The sequence below is a fragment of the Aeromonas sp. TW 6 genome, assembly GCF_013168745.1.
In the GTDB taxonomy this organism is placed as follows: Bacteria; Pseudomonadota; Gammaproteobacteria; order Enterobacterales; family Aeromonadaceae; genus Aeromonas; species Aeromonas caviae.
In genome coordinates this window covers 40,736-61,395 of record NZ_JABERS010000024.1, presented here as the reverse complement: position 1 = coordinate 61,395, position 20,660 = coordinate 40,736, and the positions used below count along the sequence as shown (strand labels likewise).

Here is a 20,660-nt window from a genome sequence, read left to right as displayed (position 1 = left end):
AGGGGTGGATGAAAAACGGGGAGCCATGGGCTCCCCGTTTGTTTGATGTTGACCTGATCTGGCACTGGAAACGCCGAGCGGGTTCCCGCCAGGTCGGATACGTCCCATCACTGCGCTGTCCAGGCCTCCTGCCAGTGGGAGCCTACGCCCGGTTCATACTGGGTTGCCGTGCTCGCCCACTGGCTGCACCAGCCGCTGTAGGGGAAGGGTTTGCACTGATAGACCTTGCCGTTCTTCGGCTGCAGCACCCGGGTTCCGGCGGTGTAGGACTTGAGGCCGTCCGGGAAGGTGAACTGGTAATCGCCCCCGCTTGCCGGATCCTTGAACATGAGATCCAGGGTCTGCTGCACCGCGTCACCACCGGCCTTGGGTTTGCCCTCGATCACCAGCTGATGGTGGCCCGCACTCAAGCCGGTCAGCGCCATGGAGAAACTCTGGCTGCCGTCCTTGATGTCGGCACTGCTCTGCCCTCTGGCGACACCGCCGTGGTCATAGAGGGTGTTGGTGATGGCGAGATCCCCCTGGGCCGTGACGGTGAACATCAGGGTGAGCTTGCCGTTGTCGAGCGTGTAGTCGCTCGCCAGACCGCTCACGCTGATCCCGTTCTCCACCGGGGGCTGCTGTTGCTCAAGCTGGATCTCGACCCGTTGCAGGTTGCTGCCAGCCTTGAGGTAGACCGGGTTCTGGCCATAGACGGGGTTGAACTGGCCGTCCGTACCTTGCTGGCCTGCACGGATCTGGCTCTGCTCGGCGTTGATCTTGCTCGCCAGGGCGTGGGCCCAGTTGTTCTTCTGGCCCTGCCCGGCGTTGGCGATGGTCAGCTCGGTCTGGAGATCGGTGCGCTCGCCATTGGCATCGAACACCCGGGTTCTGGCTTTGTCACCCGCCACCAGGTCGATGGAGGGATAGATGGTCCCTCCCTGGCTCCAGGTCAGCGGTGGCTGGGTGCCATCCTTGAACCGGGCGTCGATCAGGTTGTAGAAGCTGTTGGCGGTATCCCCTACCTCCCACACCCCGAGAATGACCTGATAACCGGTACGCGGGGGCAGGGTGCACTGATGGGTCACCTGTTTGGGGGGCTGCACCATGTTGCCATCGATGACGCAGAAGGGATTGAGATCGAACGCATCCCGGGTGAGGGGCTGGTTCGGGTTCCAGTCCTGCTTGGTGAGGTAGTAGCGCCAGTTGCGGGTCACGTGGTTGGCGGTGAAGGTCCAGCTGATGGCGAAGGGACCGGCCTGCACCTCACGCTTGGTCCAGCGATCGAGGGTCTGGGTGTTGAGCTCGCCGAATTGGGGGTGACCGGCCGAGGCTATCTGGCCGTCGGCGGGGCCGCCATCGGGGAAGCCGGAGGGGGCTTCCAGGCTCTGGGGTTCCCACTGGATGGCGCCACACTGGATGTTGCCCCCTGTCTTGCACAGGTAGTTGCGCCCTTCGGGCTGGCTGATGTAGCCGTGAGCGAGCACGCCGCCACTGGCCAGCAGCGCCAGCGCTGCCGCGAGATGGGTGAGTCGGATATTTGCTGCCATACATTCCTCTGTTCGGTGATGTGGGCAGTCACGTTGGCAGGGGAGTTCCCCGAAACACGGTGCTGCAACCCCGCTATCCTGGACAGCTTGTCTTTAGACCGGAGGCTTTGCGTCCTGGCCTTTCAACCAGTTTGCCAAATGACTACAGAAAGGATCATGGTGCCGCCTGTGGCGACCACCCATCATGGCTATATTTTGTTAAAAAATTAAGTGTAAAAATTGACAGTGCCGTCTCATCGGAGCAGCGCATCAGCGGCAGATCGCTCCGTCGGGATCTGCGCGCTGGTTCAGTGCGAGAGGGTGGCCCGGGAGAGGCTCCCGTGGCCATGACAGGAAAGGAGCCCCTGCAAGCCTGGCAGGGGCTCATGGGGCCACTCAGTGGCGGGGTTGCATGCCTGCTCGGGAAGAGGACGCCTGGGTCGGTCGCATCATCCTGTCCTGGGCTTGGGCGTTGTCCAGCTTGAACACCGCCAGTCGCTCGTCGAGGCTTCGGGAGAGACCGGCCAGCAGTTCGCTCTCCTGGGCCAGCTGGGTGGCCGCCTGGGACATCTCGAGCGCCGAGTCGTTGATGCCGCTGACGTTGCGGTTCATGTCTTCCGCCACCATGCTCTGCTGCTCCGCCGCCGTGGCGATCTGGGTCGCCATGTCGCTCACGTGCTGGATGTGATTGACGATGAGGGAGAGATCCTGCCCCGCCTTCTCGGACTGGTTGACGCTGCTCTCCGCCAGCTTGCGGCTGGCGTCCATGGCGTTGGCGGCGGTGACAGCCCGTTGCTGCAACTGGGTGATGGTACTCTGGATCTCCTCGGTGGAGTGGCGGGTGCGACTGGCCAGCTGGCGCACCTCGTCGGCCACCACGGCGAAGCCACGGCCCTGCTCGCCGGCCCGGGCCGCCTCGATGGCGGCGTTGAGGGCCAGCAGGTTGGTCTGCTCCGAGATGGCGCTGATGACCGCCGTCACCTCGCTTATCTGCATCACACCCTCCTTGAGCTGGTTGACCTGCGAGGTGGCCTGATCCACCTCGGTGGCCAGCGCCTGGATGCCGTGCACGCTGGCATGGACATCCTGGTTGCCGAGCCCGGCCTCGCTGGTGGCATCCTGGGTGTCGCGGGCCGTATTCTCTGCGTGACCCGCCACGTCGGCGATGGTGGCGCTCATCTCGTTCATGGCGGTGGCGAGCTGGGCGAGCTGATCCCGCTGACTGTTGACCGCCTGGTTGGTCTGTTCGGCGGAGGCTGCGATGCGCAGGGCGGCATCCGCCACGTTGCGGGCCCCCTGGCTCGCCTCCAGCAGGGCGCGGCGGATGGCATCCAGCCCCTGGTTGGTGGAGCTGGCGACGGCGCCGAGCTCATCCCTGCCCAGCACCGGGATGCTGACCACCAGATCGCCGGCCGCGACCCGGGCCATGGCCTTGTTGATCTCGGCCAGGGGATTGACGATGGAGCGGCTGATGGCGAGTCCCAGCAGCCCCATCAACAGGATCACCAGCAAGGTGGCGCCACCCATCCACTCATATTGGGACCACATGGTGGCCTCAATGTCCTGCAACAACACACCGGAGCCCAGGATCCAGCCCCAGGGCTGGTAGCCCGTCACCAGCGACATCTTCTGGGCCGCCTCGCCGGACGGGGAGACCCACTGATACTCCAGCCTGCCCTGGTGGCCGCCCTTGCCGAGATCCACCATGTGCTGCCAGTGGGACTCGGCAGGGTTGTTGCCCATCTGCTGGCCGACCAGCTCGGGTTTGGCGGGATGCACCACCACCCGACGATCTTCATCCAGCACGAACAGGTAGTTGTCCCCGTCAAAGCGCATGCTGTCGAGCATGGCCTTGGCCTGTGCCTTGGCCTGCTCCGGGGGGAGGGTGGCGGCCAGGGCCTGGATCCGGCTCATGGCCAGGTCCAGCACCGCCTGCAGCCTGGCTTCCCGTTCACTCATCAGATTGCGGTGCAGGGCACTGGCCGAGATGAGCAGCAGTGCGATGAAGCCGACCAGGGCCAGTGAGAGCAGCAGCATCAGCTTGCGACTCACGGCAATATCACCGAGCTTGAACATAGTCTTATCCTTACTTTCCCATGCGGGTCTGATTGTGGCCGAACTGCCGGCCGGACCTGATTGTTGTTATTTTAACATATCGTTAACTTTCAATGGGTTGCGGTGGAAAACAGCCAATTGAGCAGTTTGACAACCAGTATAGCCAGCAGACAGAAACCCTCGCTTTTGATAGCGTGATGGCGCGCATCCCGGCGCACAATTTGTCTGCTCAATTTGCAAGAAGTGTGAATGGGTTGGCATTTCACCAAAAAGGAGTGGGCGCTCCCGTGGTCGCCCCATAACAAGAGGGAAGTTATGAGTTCCATTGCCAGGAATTATCTCAATCAGCTCAATGCCGATTACCTGCAGGTGCACAGACGCAAGGAGGACCTGTTCTGGTCCACCTACATGGGCACCAGCGACGATCAGGCAGGCTTCACTGCGGCCGAACAGGCCTACAAGGCATTTTGTGCCGATCCTGCCCGCCTGCCGGTGCTGCGGGAAATGCATGCCCAGGCCGAAGAGGCGGATCTCAGGCGCGGCCTGGGGGGCTGGATCGCCTTCTTCGAGTGCAACGTCATCGAAGATCCCGGTGCCTCCGCCCTGATGGACGAGCTGGTGGCCGCCGAGGCGGATCTCTTCGCCCGTCGCAAGGGGTTGAAGCTCACCTTGCTGGACGAGCAGGGCCGCCAAGTGCCCGGCAGTCTGCCCGCCGCCAGCACGGCGCTGGCCGCCAGCAGCGACGAGGCGGTGCGCCAGAGCGCGCTCGCCATGTTCCAGACCCTGGAGCAGTGGGTGGTCGACAACGGCTATCTGGCCATCGTCGCGCTGCGCAACCGCTTCGCCCGTGCCATGGGCTATCGCGACTACTTCGATTACAAGGTGCACAAGAACGAGCAGATGAGCCCGGAGCAGCTGTTTGCCATTCTTGACGACTTCATCGCCCGCACCGATGCCCGCTTGCACCAGAGTCTGGCGGAGCTGAAAGCGGCCAAGGGGGAAGCAGCCCTGCTGCCCCACAACCTGCGCTACAGCGTGAGTGGTGACGTGACCCGCCAGCTCGACCCTTACGTGCCCTTCTCCCGGGCGCTGAAGGATTGGGTCGAGAGCTTCCGCCGCCTAGGCATCCAGTACCGCGGTGCCACCCTCACCCTGGATCTGCTGACCCGGGAGGGGAAATACGAGAACGGCTTCTGTCACGGCCCGGTGCCGAGCTTCTGGCAGGAAGGGGAGTGGGTGCCGGCGGTGGTCAATTTCACCAGCCTGGCCAATCCGGCCCAGGTGGGCAGCGGCTGGAGCGGGCTCAACACCCTGTTCCACGAGGGCGGCCACGCGGCGCACTTTGCCAACGTCACCGGCAACGCCCCCTGCTTCTCCCAGGAGTTTCCGCCCACCTCCATGGCCTATGCCGAGACCCAGTCCATGTTCTGCGACAGCCTGCTGGACGACGCGGACTGGCTCAAGCGCTACGCCAGAAACGCGGCGGGAGAACCCATCCCCGATGCGCTTATCCAGGCCATGATTGAAGCGCGCCAGCCATTTCGCGCCTTCAACGAGCGCCAGATCGCGCTGGTGGCCTACTTCGAGCGGGATCTCTACGCCATGGCAGAGAACGAGCGCACCCCGGCAGCCGTGCTAGCCCTGGCCCGCAAGTGGGAGCGCAAGATCCTGGGGGTGGAGAGCCCACGCCCGCTGCTGGCCATCCCGCACCTTCTGAACCAGGAGTCGGCCTGCGCCTATCACGGATATCTGCTGGCGCTGATGGCGGTGGAGCAGACCCGCGCCTATTTCCTGAGGCGCGACGGCTATCTCACCGACAACCCGCGCATCGGGCCGGATCTGGCCGCCCACTACTGGGGACCGGGCAACGGCATGACCCACGACGAGACACTGCAGAGCCTCACCGGCGAGGGTTTCAGTGCGGTGCCGCTGGCAGAGGCGTGCAACCGGAGTGCCGCCGAGGCGTGGCAACAGGCGCAAGCATGCATGGCGGCCGCGCGGCAGCGCCCACCGGCAGGGGAGGGAACGCCCCTCGACGCCCATATCCGGGTGGTACACGGGGCCGAGCTCATCGCCGACAACAGCGAGTCCGAGGCGCGCATGCTGGCAGACTTCGAGGCCTGGATCCGGCGCCTTGAGACCGCCGAACCAGTGACCCTGGCCTGAGCCCTGTGTCGCACTGTCAAAAGAGCCCCATCAGGGGCTCTTTTTTGTGGGTTGAGATGACCTGACCCCATGGCGCCAGCCTTGGATTGGCGGGTGGACAGGCTCAAGTGTCCTTGACGGCGCTGCCCGCTGGTTTTTCTTCCTGCGCCATCTTCCTGGCCTTGACGATCAGCGCTGAGGCGCCCGGTTGCGGGCAAGAGGCGACGCCCTACCCTTGGCAGGGTGTCTGCATGGCGGGTTGACGGCCATTTCCCCCTGCTGGCCACAGATATGTTTCTCTCGATATATTGAGTATTCACGGCGATCCCATATCATGGCGCTCGCTCACCACCAGAGGGTGGCGGCATTCAGATGATTTGCTAACAAGAGAGCCCAGAAGGCTCGCAGAGGGATGGATAGTGAGAGCCGTATTGCTGTGTTTGCTGGGGCTGTGGCCCGCGTTGAGTTTTGCCACTCTGTCCGCCGATATGGTGGTGGTGAAGAAGTCGAGTTACAGCCTGACCCTGATGAAGGATGGCAAGGAAGTGAAGCGCTACTGGATTGCCCTGGGCCCGGCTCCCAAGGGACACAAGCAGCGTGAAGGGGATCAGCGTACCCCGGAAGGTCGCTATACCCTGGACTACAAGAAGAGCAACTCCGGTTTCTACAAGGCCATTCACATCAACTACCCGAATCTGGACGACATCAAGCGCGCCAACGAGCTGGGTGTGAACCCGGGCGGCATGATCATGATCCACGGCCAGCGCAACAGTCTGGGGGATCGCAGGGTGCAGCCGTCCAACTGGACCAATGGCTGCATCGCGGTGCTGAACCACGAGATGGACGAGATCTGGAACGCCATCGAGCCCGGCACTCCCATCATCATCGAGCCCTGATCCTGTCTGCCAACGCCCGCTCTCATGCGGGCGTTGCATTTGTCGCAGACCATGACGTGACACTGCCTCCTGCGCCGTGCTAGTTTTTCCGGTTCGCATTGGCTGTGACAAGGATGATCCCATGATGTCGGAAACCCGCCCCCCTGTGCCCGAGCGCACGGGGGCGCTCTGGTGGCGTGCCACCCTGGATATGCTCCCGCTCTCCATTTCCGTCATCCCTTGGGGAATACTGTGTGGCGCCCTGGCGCTTCAGGCGGGTATGAGCCCGCTCCAGGCACAGCTGATGTCGCTGCTGGTCTATGCGGGGGCGGCCCAGCTCTCGGCCACCACCTTGTTCGGGGCGGGGACGCCGCTGCTGCCCATCATGGGCTCCACCATGGTGATCACCTCCCAGCATCTGCTCTATGGCTTCACCTTCCGGCGCGACGTGCTGCCCCTCTCCCTGCGCTGGCGGGCCAGCCTCGCCTTCTTCCTGACCGACGAGATGTTTGCGGTGGCGCTGAAAGAGAGGGAGCGCAGCGGCGCCTTCAATCCCGCCTATGCGCTCATCGCGGGCTTTGTCTTCTATCTGTTCTGGAACATGGCGACCCTGCTCGGCATCGCCGCCGGCCAGTACATTGACGGGCTGGACAAGATGGGGCTCGACTTTGCCATTGCCGCCACCTTTATCGCCATGACGCTCCCCGCCATGAAGAACCTGCCCATGGTGGCGGCCACTCTGGTGAGCGGCGGGACGGCACTCGTCACCAAGCCGCTGCTGGCGGAGATCCACATCATCGTCTCGGCCCTGGCCGGCATGGTGGTGGGCTATGTATTGCACCGGATGAGGAGGTGATCATGGGCTGGCTGATGATAGGGCTGCTGGCCCTGATCACTTTCTTCAACCGTTTTGCCTTCTTCTCGCGGTTGACCCGCTATCAGCCGGGGGCCGAGATGGGGGCTTTCCTCAGCTTCTCGGCTCAGTCTGTGCTGACCGCCATCTGGCTGCCCATCGTCTTCAGCTATGAGCCCGGCCACGGGCTGGACTGGGATCCGGACTACCTGGCCGCCACCCTGCTGGTGACGGTGCTGACCCTGCTGCGCCTGCCTACCCTGGTGGTGGTGGTCGTCGGCATGGGGGGCTTCTTCCTGCTGCGCTGGCTGGGGGGCGTGGCCCTGTTCTGGCCCTGGTGAAGGGCGTGCCGTGATCCGGTATGGCGGATGTCTTGATGGGATATCCGCCATGTTGGGAATGTCACTTCAAAAAAGGCCTCTCAAGTGTGAGGATTTTGGTTCCACCCGCCACGGAGTGAACCATGTCCTTCACCGAAACCTGCCAGCGCATCGTGCGCGACCCTCTGCTCTCACCGGCCCAGAAGGGTCGGGCCCTGGCGCTCGCCGCCGAAAACGCGTTGCCTTACCCCGAGTTGCCTGCCGCCGTGCAGGATGCCATGGCACAAGGGGTGCTGTGCGACATGTTCGAGGGGCACGCTCCCCACAAGCCGCGCTACGTGCTGCCGGATTACGAGCGGTTTTTGCGACAGGGCTCGGCCTGGCTGGAGCTGGCGCCACCGCGTGACTTCGACGAGGCCCTCGATGCCCTGCGCATCCTCTACCACCACGTGCCCTCCGTCACCAGCATGCCGGTCTGGCTGGAGCGCCTCGATCACCTGCTGCTGCCCTTCGTCGGTGAGCTGGATGATGAAACGCTCCATCGCAAGCTGAAGGCCTTCTGGATCTATCTGGATCGGGTGCTGCCGGATGCCTTCATGCACGTCAACATCGGCCCCGACGACAACCGGATCTGCCGGCTGATCCTGCGCATCGACAGGGAACTCCAGCAGGTGGCGCCGAATCTCAGTCTGTTCCACGACCCGGTGCAGACACCGGACAGCCTGTTGCTGCAAGGGGTCGAGAACATCTCGGCCTGCAGCAAGCCCCACATTGTCAACTATCCGCTGCACAGGGACACCTTCGACGAACGCGGCTTTGGCATCGTCAGTTGCTACAATGCCCTGCCCCTGGGGGGCGGTGCCAATACCCTGGTGCGCCTTTCCCTCAAGGGCGTGGCCGGGCAGAGCGCAGGGGTTGAGGATTTCATGGCGCGCACACTGCCTCACTATTGCGAGCAGGCCTCGCGGCTCATCGAGGCGCGCGCCGCCTTCCTGCACCGGGAGTCGGGTTTCTTCGACAGCTTCCTGGTGGAGGAGGGGCTGATCGAGGAGACGCGCTTCGTCCCCATGTTCGGCATCTTTGGCATGGCGGAGGCGGTGAACCTGCTGATGGAAAAGGGAGGCTTGCCGTGGCGCTATGGCCATGACGATGAGGCCAACCAGCTTGGCTATCGCATCTCGGCCCGCCTCTCCGAGTGGGTGGCCAGGAGGGGCCAGACCCATGCCTGGGGCGGCCGTGCCCTGCTCCACTCCCAGGGGGGACTCAGCGTGGACAGGGGCGTGACCCCGGGGGTACGGATCCCCTATGGCGAGGAGCCGGATCCCGCCAGTCACCTGCTGGCCCTGGCGCCCCACCACGGCTTTTATCACTCCGGGATCAGCGAGATCCTGACCCTGGATCCCACCATACGCCAGAACCCGCAGGCGCTGCTGCAACTCTGCAAGGGGGCCTTCGCCCTCGGTATGCGCGAATTCAGTGCCAACGTGGCGGACAGCGATCTGGTGCGGGTGACCGGCTACATGATCCGCAAGCGCGATGTGGCCCGCTTCGCGGCAGAAGGCTCGCGGCTGCAGACCACCTGCCTCGGCGCCGAGGCGAGCGAGCGGACCGGGATCCGCCAGCGGGCACCGCGGGTGGTGGCTATCGAGACCCTCTTGAATGAGCACTGAGAACGGTATGCAGAAGGGGGCCGAGCTCAGGGCGATGGTGAGCCGCTGGCTGCCCTTCTCCTGCGTGGACGGCCCCGGCAACCGGCTGGTGCTGTTTTTGCAGGGCTGCAACTTCCGCTGCCCCGGCTGCCACAACCCCCACACCATGGGGTTGTGCGATCACTGCGGTGACTGCGTGCCCGGTTGCCCGGGCAGAGCCCTGGCGATGCAGGAGGGGCGGGTGAGCTGGCAAGCCGAGCTTTGTACCCACTGCGACCGTTGCCTCGATGTCTGCCCTCGCCACGCCAGCCCCAAGACGCGCCAGATGTCGGTGGCCGAGGTGCTGGCCCTGCTGCGCCGCTATGGCCCGCTGCTCACCGGCGTCACCGTCTCCGGCGGGGAGGCGACCACCCAGTTGCCGTTCGTGATCGCCCTGTTCACGGCCATCAAGGCTGCGCCGGATCTGGCCCGTCTCACCTGCCTGCTCGACAGCAACGGATCCCTGGGGGAAACGGGTTGGCAGCGGCTGTTGCCGGTGCTGGACGGCGCCATGATAGACCTCAAGGGGTGGCGCGAGCCTGTGCATCTGGCCCTGACCGGGTGGGGCCGCGAGCGTGTGCTGGCATCGCTGCAACTGCTGGCGCAGGCGGGCAAGCTGGCGGAGGTGCGGCTGTTGCTGGTGCCGGGGCGGAGCGATTTTCTCGATGCCACCGGCGCGCTGGAGGAGGCGTTGACGACCTTTTTGCTGTCGCTGGGGCCCGTGCCCATCCGCCTCAACGGCTTTCGCCACCACGGGGTGCGAGGGGAGGCGCTGTCATGGCCAGAAGCCGGGTCGGCTGATCTGACAGTGCTGGCCAACGCATTGAAGGCCAAGGGGTTTGGGTCGGTGATGCTGCCTGCGATCTGAGCTCTGCGGCACGTCGGGATGCTGAGACCCGATATGACGCAACTGTGAACTCTGTCTATAGGGGCTGTCCGAGGGGACGGCTAGAATGGGCAAACCGTCCATCACCAACAGATACCCATGAGTGAATCCAACGCCCTTTATCGAGTGCAGTTCATTTGTCACAGCGAGCGTTACGAAGTCTATGTAAGAGAGGTGAATCAGGGCCAGCTGTTCGGCTTCATCGAGATCGCCCACTTCGTGTGGGACAACCACACGGCGCTCATCGTCGACCCCAGCCACGAGAAGCTGAAGAGCGAATTTGCCGACGTCACCCGCACCCTTATTCCCATACACCACGTGCTGCGGGTCGATCAGGTGCGCAAGCAGGGGGCCGCCCGCATCACCGAACTGGGCAACAACGTCACCTCTTTCCCAGGCCCCATCTATACCAAGAAGCCCTGAGTCCTGCCGCCAGGCATCATTGTGGGGCGTCCAGCTCCCGGGCCAGTTGCAGGATGCGCTGACGGAACCAGCGCAGGGCGGGATCTTCCCCCAGGGGGCCATACCACACCAGGCTGTGGGTCACGGCGCCGTAATCGAAGGGGACAGGGCGGCTCACCAACCCCTGGGTACAAGCCCGGGTAGCCCAGCCCTTCACGGCCGTGAGAATGAGATCGCTCTGGCGCAGCAGGGCGGAGGCGCTGCCAAAATCCGGCAGGGTGGCCCCCAGTCTGCGCCGTACCTGGCGCTGGGCCAGACTCTGCTCGAAGAAGGGATCGGCCAGCTCCTGATCGCGAATGGCGATGTGGCGCCAGCTCAGGTAGGCATCGAGATCCCAGGGGCGCGTCAACGCCGGATGATCCGCGCGCATCAGGCAGACCAGCTCGTCCTCCCGCAAGGTTTCCCAGACGAGGCCGGGCTGATTGACCCCGGGCTGGCTCTGATCGTGGGGCAGGATCACGAAGTCGAGCTTGCCCGCCGCCAGAGCAGCCAGTCCCTGCTCGTCCTTGTTACGCACGACGGGCATCAGCCCCGGCACCTCCTGCATCAACTGACCCAGTACGGCTCCCATGGGCCAGATCATGCTGCTCTCCCGCATCGCCAGGTTCAGCTCCCCCTGCCAGTTGGCAGGGGCAAATCCTTCCTGGCTGGTGAGGCCGTTGAGCTCCCCCAGCAGGCGGCGCAGCGTCGGGCCGAGGCGTTCGGCAAACGGGGTCAGCAGCAACTGATTGCCCTGGCGGTAGAGCAGTTGATCCCCCAGCAGTTCGCGCAACTGGTTGAGGGTCTTGCTGACAGTGGAGGGGGTGGTGCAGAGGCGCTCGGCGCTGCGGGTGACACTGCGGGTGTCGAGCAGCAGATGCAGGGTCACCAGGTGGCGACCGCCGAGGCGGGAGAGGGCAATGAGATCCATCACGGTTCCACGGGCAAGGGGACAAATGAAAAGCCCCGCCTGAGCGGGGCTTGCGGGCTTAGCCCTTGAGCACGGCGGCCATGGCGTCGGCCACGTAGTCGACGTTGCGGCTGTTGAGGCCCGCCACGCACATGCGACCGGAGCGCACCAGGTAGACGGCGAACTCTTCCCGAAGGCGGTCCACCTGCTCCGGCGTGAAGCCGGTGTAGCTGAACATGCCGCGCTGGTTGATGAAGTAGCCAAAATCGCGGCCCGGCACCTTGGCACTCAGCACCTCGAACAGCTTCTGGCGCATGGCCTTGATGCGGGTGCGCATCTCGGTCACCTCACCGACCCACATGGCGTGCAGTTCGGGCTGGCTCATCACCGCCGCGGTGATCTGACCGCCATGGGTGGGGGGGCTGGAGTAGTTGCGGCGCACGGTGGCCTTCATCTGGCCGAGCACCCGGCTCGCCTCTTCGGCATCCTGGCAGATGACCGACAGGCCGCCGCAGCGCTCGCCGTAGAAGGAGAGGTTCTTGGAGAAGGAGTTGCTGACGAAGAAGCTGACACTGGCGGCCACCATGGCGCGGATGGCATAGGCATCCTCTTCCAGCCCGTCACCGAAGCCCTGATAGGCGATGTCCATGAAGGGGATCAGGTTCTTCTCGACCACCAGGGCGATCACCTGGTCCCACTGGGCACGGGAGAGATCCACCCCGGTCGGGTTGTGGCAGCAGGGGTGCAGCAGCACGATGCTCTTGGCCGGCAGGCTGCTCAGGCAGTCGATCATGGCGTCGAACCGCACGCCGCCGGTGGCCGCATCGTAATAGGGGTAGTCGTGCACCTTGATGCCGGCCCCCTCGAACATCGCCTTGTGGTTGTCCCAGGTGGGATTGCTGACCCACACCTCGGAGGTCGGGAAGTAGCGCTTGAGCAGATCGGCACCGATCTTCAGGGCGCCGGAGCCACCGATGGTCTGGATGGTGGCGATGCGACCCGCCTTAACCGCTTCGTGCTCGGCGCCAAACAGCAGGTGCTGCACCGCGGTGCGGTAGTTGGCGGCGCCTTCCATCGGCTGGTAGGGGCGCGGGGCCGGGGCGGCGGCGCGCTGCGCTTCGGCCTGCTGCACCGACGGCAGCAGCGGAATGCGGCCCTGCTCGTCGTAATAGAGGCCAATCCCCAGGTTCACCTTCTGCTCGCGGGTATCTTTGTGGAAGGTCTCGACTAGCGTCAGTATGGGGTCGCCAGCATAGGCATCGACGTGTTCAAACATGGGGGGTCCTTGAAGTTGACTGTCCAATTCGGCCGGCCATCAGCCGGGCCGATATGATGGCGCAATCCAGAGGTGGCCTCAAGTTGTTCGAGATGGCGACAGGGCTGACAAAGTCTGTCGCAGTGGTGAACGCGGGGCCCTTGCCAGGATCCTGCATCCCGTCTGCACGTTCCCCCCATTTTGTCAGAGAAGGCTGCCTTATCGGCATCGTTTGGATAATATATGGATGCATACGGCCCCTCTCATTCCCCTCCCACCCATCCGGGGGAGCCAGGTTCGGCGCCGCCTGAGACAAAAGAAATAGTTGCATAATAGTCAGGCTATTCTTTTGACAACCATTGCAGTGTGCCCGGCCCCTTCGGGGGGCCCACGATAACAGGTGACTCATCGCCGATGACCCGACATGTTTCTGATGCCGATTCCCCCTGGCTGGACTGGCACGGCCTGGGTGGCTGGAATGTCTATTTTCTTGCCAAGTTCGCCCTGCTCTGGGGGGGATATCTCAACTTCCATCCCCTGATCAACCTGGTGTTTGCCGCCTTCCTGATCTTTCCCCTGCCAAGGGCCGGGTGGCGCCGTGCGCGGCACTGGCTGGCGTTGCCGGTGGGGGCGGGGATCTTCTATCACGATACCTGGTTGCCGGGGATAGAGAGCATTCGTGCCCAGGGTAGCCAGGTCTTCTCCTTCACCCTGGATTACTGGGCTGAGCTGCTCGGGCGTTTCATCAATTGGGAGATGGTCGGCGCGGGGTTCGTGCTGCTGACGCTCTATCTGTTCATCGCCCAATGGCTGCGCTTCACCCCCTGGATCCTGCTGGCGCTGCTCTGGCTCTGGGTCTCGCCCCAGGTGAGCAATCCCTTCGCGAGCAGCAAGGGGGCGAGCGAGCACGCCCTGAACACGTCCCGGGAGGAGACCCGCCCCTCAGTGCTGCCCATGGAGGAGCAGCTTGACCAGAGTGCCCCGCCGACCAACGAGAACCTCAACGCCTATCTCGATGACTTCTATCGGGAGGAGCAGGAGAGGCTGGTGCACTTCCCGGAGAGCCTGCCAGCCCAGGCGACCCCCTTCGATGTGCTCATCATCAATGTCTGCTCCCTGGCCTGGCGTGACGTGGAGGCGAGCGGCCTGACAGGGCACCCGGTCTGGTCCCACTTCGACATTCGCTTCAACCGCTTCAACTCCGCCACCTCCTACAGCGGCCCGAGCTCCATTCGCCTGCTGCGGGCCAGTTGCGGACAGACCAGCCACCAGGGGCTCTACACGACAGCGCCCAGCCAGTGCCTGCTGTTCGATAACCTGGCCCAGCTCGGGTTTGAGAAGCAGGTCGCCATGGATCACTCGGGGGCATTCGGCAACTACCTCAAGGATCTGCAGCAGTATGCCAGTCTGGATGTCCCCCTCATGAGCAAGGAGGGGATGCCCCACGATCTCGCCTCCTTCGATGGGGAGCCCATCTATCGGGATGATGCCCTGTTCGCCCGCTGGCTGAGTGAGCGGCAGAAGAGCAAGGCGGAACGCAATGTGACCTTCTTCAACCTCATCGCCCTGCACGACGGCAACCGCTACGCGGCCACCCGCCAGATTGCCCCCTACAAGGCGCGACTGCAGACCCTGCTCGATCAACTGGATCAGTTCCTCACCTCGCTGGAGCAGTCTGGTCGCAAGGTGGCGGTGATCCTGGTGCCCGAGCACGGGGCGGCCATCGCTGGCGACAAGATGCAGATGGCCGGTCTGCGGGATATTCCCAGTCCCAGCATCACCCAGGTGCCGGTCGGGGTTGCCCTGATCGGTGCCAAGGGCGTCCATGGAGCGACCAAGGCCATAGACACCCCCAGCAGCTTCCTGGCCATCTCTGAGCTCATCTCGCGCCTGGTCGGCGGCAACACCTTCGGCAGTGCCACCATAGATTGGGACGGGCTGCTCAAGGGGTTGCCCGAGACGCCAGCAGTCTCGGAGAACCAGGGCTCGGTCGTGCTCGAATATCAGGGCAAGTACCACATCAAGCTGGGGGAGGGGGACTGGGTCCCCTATCCCCTGTGACACCGGAGGCTGAGATGCAGAGTGAACGGCGACCCGTGACGCCCACCCCCTTCGGTGTGCCGGTCGAAGGCGGCATGATGAGCGACGTGGCCATGGTGCAGCAGGCCTTCGGCGTGAGCCTCTCCTATCAGGACATCGCCTTCAGGGAGCGGCTCGTCGCCTTGCGCGAGCGCTTCCCCCTGCTGGCGGAGCTGGAGATGAGGGGGCCTGAATGAATTGCGTTGCCCTGCAAGGGATCCGTGGCGGCGTGGGCACCAGCTCCCTCGTCGCCGGCCTGGCGCTGGCGGCCCGGGAGCAGGGGGCCAGGGTGCTGGCGGTGGATCTGTGCCATGACAACCTGCTTGGCATCCATCTGGGGTTGCCCCATGCCGATGCCAGGGGCTGGAGCCGGCTGGCGGATCCGGCCCGGGAGTGGCGCTCGGCACTCTATCACTATGAGGAGGGGCTGGATCTGCTCTCCCATGGCGGGGGGGAGGGGGCGTCGGCCGAGTGGCTGGCGGGGATCGATGGCTATGATCTGGTGCTGCTGGATCTGCCCCTGGGCCCGGTTCCCGCGCTCCCTTGCCGGCTGCTGACCATAGTCAATGCCGATGCCAACTGCCATGTGCGACTCCATCGCCATGCCTGGGCGGCCGGGGAGCTGCTGCTGGTGACCCAGTTCAGCAGCCGCCGGGCCCTGCAGCAGGATCTGCTGGATCTCTGGCAGGCGGCCGGCCTGCCCCTGCTCGGCCTGCGGCTGCACCGGGACGAGGCGATGGCCGAAGCCATGGCCGCCAAGCAGCCGGTGGGCCGCTATGCCCCCACCAGCCTGATCGCCCACGAGCTGGCCTCCCTGGCCAGCTGGTGTCTGGGCGCCGGGGGCGACGACCCATGCTAGCCCGGCTGTTGACGCCGACGGCGAGCCTCTGGTGCTCGCAGCGCTATCGCGCACTGCGCGAGCGGGGGGCTTCCCGCCCGGGGGCGGCCGCATTGACCCTGGGCTGGCTGCTGGCCTGGGTTATCTTCCCCCTCGAGCGTCATGGCTGGCAATGGGTGCTGGGCCATGCCCGGGGGCTCTATCCCCACCTGGCCCGGCCCCGGGTCGGGGATCCCCTGCGCATCCTGTTGCAGAGTCTCTGGATCATAGTGCGCCGCCCCAGGCCGATTCCCCTGCGCTGGCCCGCCTCCTGGCAGCGGATCTGGCACTGGGGCACACAGGCTCTCGGGGCCTTCCTGGCCCGCCAGGAGGAGAAAGGGCTGGCCGCCGCCAGGGCTACGCCCCGCGAGGCACGCTGGAAGAGCGTGCTGCTGTGCGCGGTGGCCGGCACCCTCTCCCTGCTCTGCATCACCCAGCCATTCACCCTGCAGGCCCAGCTGGTGTTCGTCATCATGCTGATGGGGATGGCCTTCATCCTGCGCGCCGTGCCGGGCCGCTACCCCATGCTGATGATGATGGTGCTCTCCCTCACCGTCTCCTGCCGCTACATCTGGTGGCGCTACACCTCCACCCTGGACTGGTTCGATCCCGTCAGCCTCACCTGCGGCCTCTTGCTGCTGGCCGCCGAGACCTATGCCTGGATAGTGCTGCTGCTCGGCTACTGGCAGACGGCCTGGCCGCTGAATCGCCCCCCGGCGCCCTTGCCGGCGGACCCGGCACAGTGGCCCAGCGTGGATCTGATGATCCCCACCTACAACGAGGATCTCGCCATCGTCAAGGGCACAGTCTACGCGGCCCTGGCCCTCGACTGGCCCGCCGACAAGCTGACCGTCTGGCTGCTCGATGACGGGGACAGAGCGTCGTTTCGCGCCTTCGCCGAAGAGGCGGGGATCCGCTATGTGGCGCGGCCGACCCACGAGCACGCCAAGGCCGGCAACATCAACTACGCGCTCAGGCAGGCGAGCGGGGATCTGGTCGCCATCTTCGACTGCGATCACCTGCCGACCCGATCCTTCCTGCAGATGACGGTGGGCTGGTTCTACCGGGATCCCAGGCTGGGGGTGGTGCAGACCCCCCACCACTTCTTCTCCGCCGATCCGTTCGAGCACAACCTGCAGCGGTTTCGCAAGATGCCGAACGAGGGGGCGCTGTTCTACGGCCTGGTGCAGGATGGCAACGACATGTGGGACGCCAGCTTCTTCTGCGGCTCCTGCGCCGTCATCAAGCGCTCTGCCCTAGACGAGATCGGCGGTATCGCGGTGGAGACGGTCACCGAGGATGCCCACACCTCGTTGCGGCTGCACCGCCTTGGCTACACCTCCGCCTATATCCGTATTCCCCTGGCGGCGGGGCTGGCCACCGAGAGTCTCTCCGCCCACATAGGGCAGCGCATCCGCTGGGCGCGCGGCATGGTGCAGATCCTGCGCCTGGACAACCCCCTGTTTGGCAAGGGGCTCAACCTGGGGCAGCGGCTCTGCTACTTCAACGCCATGCTGCACTTCCTCTCGGGCATACCGAGGCTCATCTTCCTGACGGCGCCACTCGCCTTCCTGATCCTGCACGCCTACATCATCTATGCCCCGGCGGCGGCCATCGCCCTCTACATGCTGCCGCACATCTTCCACAGCGCCCTGACCAACTCCCGGCTGCAGGGCAAGGTGCGCCACTCCTTCTGGGGGGAGGTCTACGAGACTGTGCTGGCCTGGTACATCGCCAGGCCGACCACGGTGGCGCTGTTTGCCCCCCACAAGGGCAAGTTCAACGTCACCGCCAAGGGGGGCATGACGGAGGAGGTGTATCTGGATCTGTCGGTCTCCAGGCCCTATCTGATCCTGATCCTGCTCAACCTGTGCGGGCTGGGCTTCGGCATCTGGCGCATCTGCACCGGCCCGGCCGACGAGGTGCTGACCCTGATCCTCAGCATGCTGTGGACCCTCTACAACATGACCATACTGGGCGGGGCGCTGGCGGTGGCGTTCGAGTCGCGGCAGGTCCGTGCCAACCCCAGGGTGGAGATGGTGATGCCGGCGGCCATCAAGCTGGCCAACGGCCACCTCTATCCCTGCACCGTCAAGGACTACTCCAATGGCGGGGTCGGCGTCCTGCTCGAAGACGCCCTGCCCCTGGCCGACAAGGAGAGGGTCTGGCTGCTGCTGCGCCACGGCCAGCGGGAGCAGGCCTTCGCCGCCAAGGTGCAGCGGGTGTTCGGCCGCAAGCTGGGGCTGGAGCTGGAGCCCATGGAGCAGGCCCAGCACATCGCCTTCATCCAGTGCACCTTCGCCCGGGCCGACACCTGGTCCCTGTGGCAGCAGCGCCTCGGCAAGGATCGCCCGCTCCACAGCCTGCTCGACATCACGCTGCTCGGCTGGGGGGCCTACTGGCGCCTGGCGCGCACCTCACCCATCGGCTTTGTTTGTATCCTGCTTGAGAAGCTGGCTCGCTGGCTGCTCTCTTTCGTTCCACGTCGCGTCTCGCCGGATTTCCGGTCCGGGGCTCCGACCACACAGACAGTGAAAGGATGATGAAACCACAACGCTACCTTATCCCTCTCCTGCTGATGACGCAGAGTGCGCTGGCCGCCGAGGCCGGCGGCCCCTTGCCGCCGGTGCCCGCACCGGTGCGCAGTCAGGACCTGAGTTTCGAACAGATGTCCTCCTCTCCGGGCACCCTCTCCCTGCGTGGCAATGCCCCTGACGGTCAGGCGGACTTCACGGTGCGGCGGGACGAGGTGGTCACCCGGGCCAGCCTGGATCTGAACTTCACCCCGTCCCCCTCCTTGCTGCCGCTGCTCTCCCAGATCAAGGTCTACCTCAATGACGAGCTGATGGGGGTCACCGCCCTCACCAAGGAGCAGATGGGGGAGCGTACCCATGCCCGCATCGAGCTGGATCCCCGCTACGCCAAGGACTTCAACCGGATCAAGGTGAGCTTCGTCGGCCACTACCAGAAGGTGTGCGAGAACCCGGCGAGCGATACCCTCTGGCTCAACGTCAACCGGGACAGCAAGCTGAGCCTGCAACTGCAGACCCTGCCGGTGCGCAACGAGCTCTCCTTCTTCCCCATGCCGTTCCTCGATGTGCGGGACAATGGCAAGCTGACTCTGCCCATGGTGTTCAGCGGCACAGTTCCGCTGCTGCAACAGCAGGCGGCGGCCGTGCTGGCCTCCTGGTTTGGCACCAAGGCCCAGTGGCGGGGCCAGCACTTCCCGGTGCTCATCAACCAGTTGCCGGATCGCAACGCCGTGATCTTTGCCACCAATGACGCTCGCCCCGATTTCCTGGTGGACTATCCCGAGGTGAAGGGGCCCACCATCGACATGATCAGCTCCCCCGACAATCCCTATGTGAAGCTGCTGCTGATCCTGGGGCGGGATCAGCAGGATCTGCTGACGGCGGTGCAGGGGCTGGCGCGAGGCGATGTCATGCTGCGTGGTCAGAGCGTCATGGTGGACGAGGTGAAGCCGCTCTTGCCGCGTCAACCCTACGATGCCCCGAACTGGGTGCGACTGGATCGCAAGATGCGCTTTGATGAGCTCACGGAGTACCCGGGCCAGTTGCAGGCAACGGGACGCACGCTGTGGCCCATGAGCCTGACGCTGCGCCTGCCGCCTGATCTCTATCTGCTGGGGGAGAACGGCATCAGGACGGAGCTGAAGTATCACCATACCTCGCCCACCCTGCGCGACGGTTCCCGGCTGGATGTGGGGGTCAACGGCCAGCTCATGAAGTCGTTCACGCTCGAGCCCGGCGAGGTCAAGAGTGAGCGGTTGCTGACCCTGCCGCTCTGGTTTGCCGACGACGGCGACACCATGGCGCTGCGCATGCCCGGGCTCAAGACCACCCAGGCCAACAGCCTGAGCTTCTCGTTCGAGTATGCCCAGCAATACATGGGAGGGACGGAGGATGGCCGTTGCGATCTGGTGATGCCGCCTACCCATCAGGTGCGCATCGACGAGGGCTCCACCATCGACTTCACCGGCTATCGTCACTTCATCGAGATGCCCGACCTCAAGGCGTTCGCCTATGCCGGCTTCCCGTTCAGCCGGATGGCGGATCTCGCCGACACCCAGATTGTCATGCCGGCCAGACCCCATCCCGGGCAGATCACCACCTTGCTCGATGCCGTCGGTGCCATCGGGGCCGAGACCGGGTATCCGGCGCTCTCCCTGCAGGTTCTGGACGACTGGGAGCGGGCGCGCACCGCGGATCGGGATACCCTGCTCATCGGCACCCTGCCGGAGGAGTTTCGAGGGGATCTGGCTCCCGACGCCCTGCTGCAATCCACGCGCAGCTGGGTCAACGAGCCAACCCGCCAGCACAAGGGGGATCTGCTGCACACCATGGCCGATCGCCAGCCCCAGGCCCGGGTGGGCATGACGGGCAACCGGGCCATCGCCGTCATCCTGGGGCTGCAATCGCCGACCCATGATCAGCGCAGCCTGGTGGCCTTGCTGGCGGATGGACCGGCGGGGGTCACATTGCTCAATGATGCCCTGCAGACCCGGACCCTGCGCGATCAGGTGGCAGGCTCGGTGGCCATCATCCGGGAATCCGGGGTGAAGAGCCTGGTGGTGGGGGATCGCTACGAGGTGGGCTACCTGCCGTGGTGGGAGCGTCTCTGGCAACTGTTTGCCCGTTATCCGGTGCGTCTTGCCGGGCTGACCCTGCTCTGCATGCTGGTACTGGGCTGGGGCCTGCGGGTGCTGCTTGCCAGTGCCAGTCGCCGCCGTCTGAAGGAAGATTAAGAG

At 64.7% G+C, this 20,660-nt stretch carries 16 protein-coding genes and 1 riboswitch; of the genes, 12 read left to right on the top strand and 4 right to left on the bottom strand.

Annotation, left to right across the window (positions count from 1 at the left end):
• Window positions 1–107 precede the first annotated feature (107 nt).
• Window positions 108–1,529 (bottom strand): N-acetylglucosamine-binding protein GbpA, encoded by a 1,422-nt coding sequence (gene gbpA, locus HKD46_RS13195; RefSeq protein ID WP_143238090.1) that lies wholly within the window; start codon window positions 1,527–1,529, stop codon window positions 108–110.
• 60 nt (window positions 1,530–1,589) lie between these two features.
• Window positions 1,590–1,675: riboswitch (cyclic di-GMP riboswitch) on the bottom strand.
• 229 nt (window positions 1,676–1,904) lie between these two features.
• Window positions 1,905–3,584, bottom strand: a complete 1,680-nt coding sequence (locus HKD46_RS13190; RefSeq protein WP_171865518.1) for a methyl-accepting chemotaxis protein — start codon at window positions 3,582–3,584, stop codon at window positions 1,905–1,907.
• A gap of 294 nt (window positions 3,585–3,878) precedes the next feature.
• Here HKD46_RS13190 and HKD46_RS13185 point away from each other — a divergent pair, with 294 nt between their 5' ends.
• The 7 genes from HKD46_RS13185 (at window position 3,879) to HKD46_RS13155 (ending at window position 10,753) form a co-directional block, all read left to right on the top strand.
• The gene (locus HKD46_RS13185) at window positions 3,879–5,729 is read left to right on the top strand and encodes a M3 family metallopeptidase (protein ID WP_171865517.1); all 1,851 of its coding nucleotides are present in this window, start codon (window positions 3,879–3,881) and stop codon (window positions 5,727–5,729) included.
• 398 nt (window positions 5,730–6,127) lie between these two features.
• Window positions 6,128–6,604, top strand: coding sequence for a murein L,D-transpeptidase family protein (locus tag HKD46_RS13180; RefSeq protein ID WP_029313677.1), 477 nt, complete (start codon window positions 6,128–6,130; stop codon window positions 6,602–6,604).
• A 121-nt stretch (window positions 6,605–6,725) separates the two neighbouring features.
• On the top strand, window positions 6,726–7,439 hold the full coding sequence (locus tag HKD46_RS13175) for an AzlC family ABC transporter permease (RefSeq protein WP_134997060.1): 714 nt from the start codon (window positions 6,726–6,728) through the stop codon (window positions 7,437–7,439).
• Between the two features lie 2 nt (window positions 7,440–7,441).
• Window positions 7,442–7,777, top strand: coding sequence for an AzlD domain-containing protein (locus HKD46_RS13170; RefSeq protein ID WP_010672834.1), 336 nt, complete (start codon window positions 7,442–7,444; stop codon window positions 7,775–7,777).
• Between the two features lie 122 nt (window positions 7,778–7,899).
• Window positions 7,900–9,426, top strand: coding sequence for a YjjI family glycine radical enzyme (locus tag HKD46_RS13165; protein ID WP_171865516.1), 1,527 nt, complete (start codon window positions 7,900–7,902; stop codon window positions 9,424–9,426).
• A 37-nt stretch (window positions 9,427–9,463) separates the two neighbouring features.
• The gene (locus HKD46_RS13160; protein ID WP_049635970.1) at window positions 9,464–10,312 is read left to right on the top strand and encodes a YjjW family glycine radical enzyme activase; all 849 of its coding nucleotides are present in this window, start codon (window positions 9,464–9,466) and stop codon (window positions 10,310–10,312) included.
• A gap of 117 nt (window positions 10,313–10,429) precedes the next feature.
• Window positions 10,430–10,753 carry a DUF1820 family protein gene (locus HKD46_RS13155; protein WP_171865515.1) on the top strand — a complete coding sequence of 108 codons (324 nt, stop codon included), beginning with the start codon at window positions 10,430–10,432 and terminating at the stop codon, window positions 10,751–10,753.
• A gap of 16 nt (window positions 10,754–10,769) precedes the next feature.
• Here HKD46_RS13155 and HKD46_RS13150 read toward each other — a convergent pair whose 3' ends face one another.
• Entirely contained in the window at window positions 10,770–11,702 is a 933-nt protein-coding gene (locus HKD46_RS13150; RefSeq protein WP_171865514.1) for a LysR family transcriptional regulator, read from the bottom strand.
• Between the two features lie 58 nt (window positions 11,703–11,760).
• Window positions 11,761–12,957 (bottom strand): amino acid aminotransferase, encoded by a 1,197-nt coding sequence (locus HKD46_RS13145; RefSeq protein ID WP_171865513.1) that lies wholly within the window; start codon window positions 12,955–12,957, stop codon window positions 11,761–11,763.
• A 393-nt stretch (window positions 12,958–13,350) separates the two neighbouring features.
• Here HKD46_RS13145 and bcsG point away from each other — a divergent pair, with 393 nt between their 5' ends.
• The 5 genes from bcsG to bcsB are packed head-to-tail and all read left to right on the top strand — an operon-like array spanning window position 13,351 to window position 20,657.
• Window positions 13,351–14,997, top strand: coding sequence for a cellulose biosynthesis protein BcsG (gene bcsG, locus HKD46_RS13140; protein ID WP_171865512.1), 1,647 nt, complete (start codon window positions 13,351–13,353; stop codon window positions 14,995–14,997).
• A 14-nt stretch (window positions 14,998–15,011) separates the two neighbouring features.
• The gene (bcsR, locus tag HKD46_RS13135; RefSeq protein WP_041998134.1) at window positions 15,012–15,212 is read left to right on the top strand and encodes a cellulose biosynthesis protein BcsR; all 201 of its coding nucleotides are present in this window, start codon (window positions 15,012–15,014) and stop codon (window positions 15,210–15,212) included.
• Window positions 15,209–15,874, top strand: a complete 666-nt coding sequence (gene bcsQ, locus HKD46_RS13130) for a cellulose biosynthesis protein BcsQ (RefSeq protein ID WP_171865511.1) — start codon at window positions 15,209–15,211, stop codon at window positions 15,872–15,874. The genes bcsR and bcsQ overlap by 4 nt, the downstream gene beginning before the upstream one ends.
• Window positions 15,868–18,435 (top strand): UDP-forming cellulose synthase catalytic subunit, encoded by a 2,568-nt coding sequence (bcsA, locus tag HKD46_RS13125; RefSeq protein ID WP_171865510.1) that lies wholly within the window; start codon window positions 15,868–15,870, stop codon window positions 18,433–18,435. The genes bcsQ and bcsA overlap by 7 nt, the downstream gene beginning before the upstream one ends.
• Complete coding sequence (gene bcsB / locus HKD46_RS13120) at window positions 18,432–20,657, top strand: cellulose biosynthesis cyclic di-GMP-binding regulatory protein BcsB (protein ID WP_171865509.1); 2,226 nt, start codon at window positions 18,432–18,434, stop codon at window positions 20,655–20,657. Before bcsA ends, bcsB begins: the two co-directional genes overlap by 4 nt.
• Window positions 20,658–20,660 lie beyond the last annotated feature (3 nt).

Bases quoted from the DNA above. Each gene is read 5' to 3' on its own strand.
- gbpA (WP_143238090.1), bottom strand. From the start codon at position 1,529: ATGGCAGCAAATATCCGACTCACCCATCTCGCGGCAGCGCTGGCGCTG.
- HKD46_RS13190 (WP_171865518.1), bottom strand. From the start codon at position 3,584: ATGTTCAAGCTCGGTGATATTGCCGTGAGTCGCAAGCTGATGCTGCTG.
- HKD46_RS13185 (WP_171865517.1), top strand. From the start codon at position 3,879: ATGAGTTCCATTGCCAGGAATTATCTCAATCAGCTCAATGCCGATTAC.
- HKD46_RS13175 (WP_134997060.1), top strand. From the start codon at position 6,726: ATGATGTCGGAAACCCGCCCCCCTGTGCCCGAGCGCACGGGGGCGCTC.
- HKD46_RS13170 (WP_010672834.1), top strand. From the start codon at position 7,442: ATGGGCTGGCTGATGATAGGGCTGCTGGCCCTGATCACTTTCTTCAAC.
- HKD46_RS13165 (WP_171865516.1), top strand. From the start codon at position 7,900: ATGTCCTTCACCGAAACCTGCCAGCGCATCGTGCGCGACCCTCTGCTC.
- HKD46_RS13155 (WP_171865515.1), top strand. From the start codon at position 10,430: ATGAGTGAATCCAACGCCCTTTATCGAGTGCAGTTCATTTGTCACAGC.
- HKD46_RS13150 (WP_171865514.1), bottom strand. From the start codon at position 11,702: ATGGATCTCATTGCCCTCTCCCGCCTCGGCGGTCGCCACCTGGTGACC.
- HKD46_RS13145 (WP_171865513.1), bottom strand. From the start codon at position 12,957: ATGTTTGAACACGTCGATGCCTATGCTGGCGACCCCATACTGACGCTA.
- bcsG (WP_171865512.1), top strand. From the start codon at position 13,351: ATGACCCGACATGTTTCTGATGCCGATTCCCCCTGGCTGGACTGGCAC.
- bcsR (WP_041998134.1), top strand. From the start codon at position 15,012: ATGCAGAGTGAACGGCGACCCGTGACGCCCACCCCCTTCGGTGTGCCG.
- bcsQ (WP_171865511.1), top strand. From the start codon at position 15,209: ATGAATTGCGTTGCCCTGCAAGGGATCCGTGGCGGCGTGGGCACCAGC.
- bcsA (WP_171865510.1), top strand. From the start codon at position 15,868: ATGCTAGCCCGGCTGTTGACGCCGACGGCGAGCCTCTGGTGCTCGCAG.
- bcsB (WP_171865509.1), top strand. From the start codon at position 18,432: ATGATGAAACCACAACGCTACCTTATCCCTCTCCTGCTGATGACGCAG.